3 protein-coding genes are annotated in these 2,916 nt (G+C 65.3%); 2 read left to right on the top strand and 1 reads right to left on the bottom strand.

From position 1 onward, the window contains the following. Positions 1-884 (top strand): acyl-CoA dehydrogenase family protein (locus WAW17_RS30820; RefSeq protein WP_422336631.1); only part of this gene is annotated, 884 nt, incomplete at its 5' end. 83 nt (positions 885-967) lie between these two features. Here WAW17_RS30820 and WAW17_RS30815 read toward each other — a convergent pair. Further along, positions 968-1,576: a TetR/AcrR family transcriptional regulator gene (locus WAW17_RS30815; protein ID WP_422336630.1), complete on the bottom strand. Its 609-nt coding sequence runs from the start codon at positions 1,574-1,576 to the stop codon at positions 968-970. Positions 1,577-1,748: 172 nt separating this feature from the next. On the opposite strand from WAW17_RS30815, the gene WAW17_RS30810 reads away from it, so the two are divergent. Continuing rightward, the gene (locus tag WAW17_RS30810) at positions 1,749-2,903 is read left to right on the top strand and encodes an amidohydrolase family protein (protein WP_422336629.1); all 1,155 of its coding nucleotides are present in this window, start codon (positions 1,749-1,751) and stop codon (positions 2,901-2,903) included. Positions 2,904-2,916: the final 13 nt, after the last annotated feature.

The raw sequence follows: 2,916 nt of genomic DNA, 5'->3' as shown, positions 1-2,916 counted from the left end.
CCGCAGACATGGGCGGCACCCACGTCGACCTCGCGGTGCTCGTCGAAGAGCACGGCCGCGCGGGCAGTCCGTTGCCGGTCGCAGAACTCGCGGTCGCGGCGCGACTCCTGGAACAGCTCGACCACCCCGCCTTCGTGGCCGCCGAATCCGGCGCTCAGCTCGTGGTGCCGGCGCTCGCCTCCCTCGAGAACTCCGCGCTGCACGCGCAGATCGACGGCGCAACGCTTCGCTTGAACGGCACGACGGCTCCGACGACCGGGCTGATCGACGCACACAGCATCCTGGTCGTCGCAACCACCGAAACCGGCACCGAAGTCGCCGCAGTGCTGCCCGTCGACACGGTAACCGTCCGCACCCTGGAGACCCTCGACCTGACCCGCTCGTGGTCGGTGGCCGAAATGGACGTCGTCCTCGAAGAGGGCACATGGTCGGCGCTGCAGCCTGGCACCGTCGCGCTCCTGCACGACGAACTCGCCACATTCCGGGCCCTGGACGCACTTGGCGCGGCAGCCCGGCTGGTCGATGTCACGGTCGAATACGCCGGACAGCGCACCCAGTTCGACAAACCGATCGCGAGCTTCCAGGCAATCAAGCATCACTGCGCGAACATGGCCCTGTCGGTCGAAGCCTCGCGCGCCGCGCTGTGGGCCGCCGCCGTTGCCCTCGACGGCGACGATGCCGACTCCCGCACCCGCGCGGTGTCCGCGGCGGCAGCATTCACCGGCGAAGGTGCCAGCACCACCGCACAGACCGCGCTGCAGGTACACGGCGGCATCGGATTCACGTGGGAGCACGACGTGCACCTGCTGATTCGTCGCATCAAGGTCGACGAACTCCTCGACGGCTCGGTGTCATACCACCGCCGCCGGCTCGTGACTGCCTGAACGAAGGCAAACGGTAAGGGCGGGCGGCGGTTCGAGAAACCGTTGCCCGCCCTTTGCCGTATGAACTCGAGAGCAATGTGAACTCAGGAGTCGACGCGGAGCCGCCGGAAGTACTTTTCCGTTTCGTCGATCAAAGCCTCGGCCTCGGCCTCGGTCGAGGTTCCGAACAACGCGATCGTGGTTTCGTTGCGCATCGCGATGAGGAAGTCGCCGAACAGTCGCTCCCTGCGCGTCGGTCCGAGTCCTAGTATCGCGATCTCGCTGTCGCCGCCGACCCGGCTCGCCCTGCGGCGCTGCGCGTCGAATCCGGGTGGGGTGTCTCCCATCGCGATGACGCGGGCCTGCACACGGTTTTCCCATATCAGCGAGAGGTATTCGCGGGTTCCGAGGACGAACAGCTCGAAGCCGTCGGTTTCCCCCTCCAGTCGGGCCGCCTGCACAACTTCGTCGACTCGACCGCGTAGCAAGCCGACGAAGTCCTCCCAGATCGCGTTGAAGACTTCGGACTTCCCACCGAAATGGTGGTAGATGCTGCCGACACTGACGCCCGAGCGCTCGACGATCTCGGCCATGGTCGCCGCAGTGAATCCACGTTCGCCGAAGACCTCGACGGCCGCGTCGAGCACCTTCTCCTTCGTCGCGGACGTACTCGTCCATGTGCGGGCACGTGTGCGCCCCTTGCTCTGCAGCATCGTTCCTCCGTTGTCGCACCGCCTGGGGTTGACTTCCCGCCCTCCGCGTGGCAATAATCACTGTACATCCTAAAATAACGTTCTAGAATTTCTACCAACATATTCCGGTACCAGCAGAATCAGCCCGCTCGGTACCCAGCCGTCACACCCGTACAAACGAATGGAGACCAAAGTGTCCGAGAAGCTGTGGGCCAATTCCGGTGATTCGCACTTCCTCGAGCCCGACGATCTGTGGCGCTCGCGCCTGCCCAAGGATCTGGCCGATCTCGTCCCTCGTTCCGAGAAGGACGCCGACGGCAAGTGGGAGACCGTCTTCGTCGACGGCCAGGCGTTCCGCCGCCGACTCCCCAGCATCTCGCAGGAAGAGTTCTACGCCGCCAGCCACCGCGCGCCGGGCGCCAGCAACGTCGAACTGCGCCTGAAGGATCTCGACGAAGAGGGCATCTGGACCGAGCTCATCTTCCCGTCGCTGGGCATGTGGTCCAGCTCGTTCCGCACCCCGAAGGTCCTGCGTGAGGCACTGCGCGTGTCCAACGACTGGGCCAAGGAAACGATCATGGACTACTCGCCGCGCCTGATCCCCACCGCCCAGGTTTCGACGCTCGACATCCAGGACGCGTGCGACGAACTCAAGCGCTGCGGCGAAATCGGCTACAAGGCCGTCTTCATACCGGTCTCCCCGCACCCGCTGCAGAAGGACTACAACCGCGACGAGTGGGAGCCCTTCTGGGCCCTCGCCGAGGACATCGGAATGGTCATCTCGTTCCACATCGGCACCGAGCCCATCGACTTCTCGACGGGCGGTGCTCCTGGCGCCACCTACCGTGGCCCCGGCGGTGCGGTCCTCAACTACACCGAGACCACCTTCGGCGGCCAGCGCGCCGTGATGAAGCTCGTCGCCTCGGGCGCACTGGATCGTCACCCCAACCTGAAGGTCCTCGTCTCCGAAGGTGGCGCAACCTGGGTGCCGTTCGTCGCCGATCGCATGGAAGAGGGCTACCGCCAGCATTCGATGGCAGTGCGGCCCAAGCTGAAGCGCACCCCGAAGGAAATCATCTACTCCCAGGTGTACGCGTCGTTCCAGCACGACGAGTCGGCTGTCGCCGCCATGACCGGCATGGGCTACAACAACGTGATGTGGGGCAGCGACTACCCGCACATGGAGGGCACCTACGGCCACACGCAGGTCACCCTGCACAACCTGTTCGACAGCGTCGCCCAGAATGTCAAGGATCGCATCATGCATGGCACCTTCGAAGAGCTGTTCCCGGGCGCTCCCAAGCTTCCCGCCCCCGGCACCCTGAAGCCGGCGACCGCCACCGTCTGACGGTCTCCAGTGA

Origin of the sequence: Rhodococcus sp. (in: high G+C Gram-positive bacteria), from assembly GCF_049286785.1 — a bacterium.
Lineage (GTDB): Bacteria > Actinomycetota > Actinomycetes > Mycobacteriales > Mycobacteriaceae > Rhodococcus_F.
The sequence above is the reverse complement of the archived record's forward strand: the minus strand, read 5'-3'. Positions and strand labels throughout refer to the sequence as shown.

Bases quoted from the DNA above. Each gene is read 5' to 3' on its own strand.
- WAW17_RS30815 (WP_422336630.1), bottom strand. From the start codon at position 1,576: ATGCTGCAGAGCAAGGGGCGCACACGTGCCCGCACATGGACGAGTACG.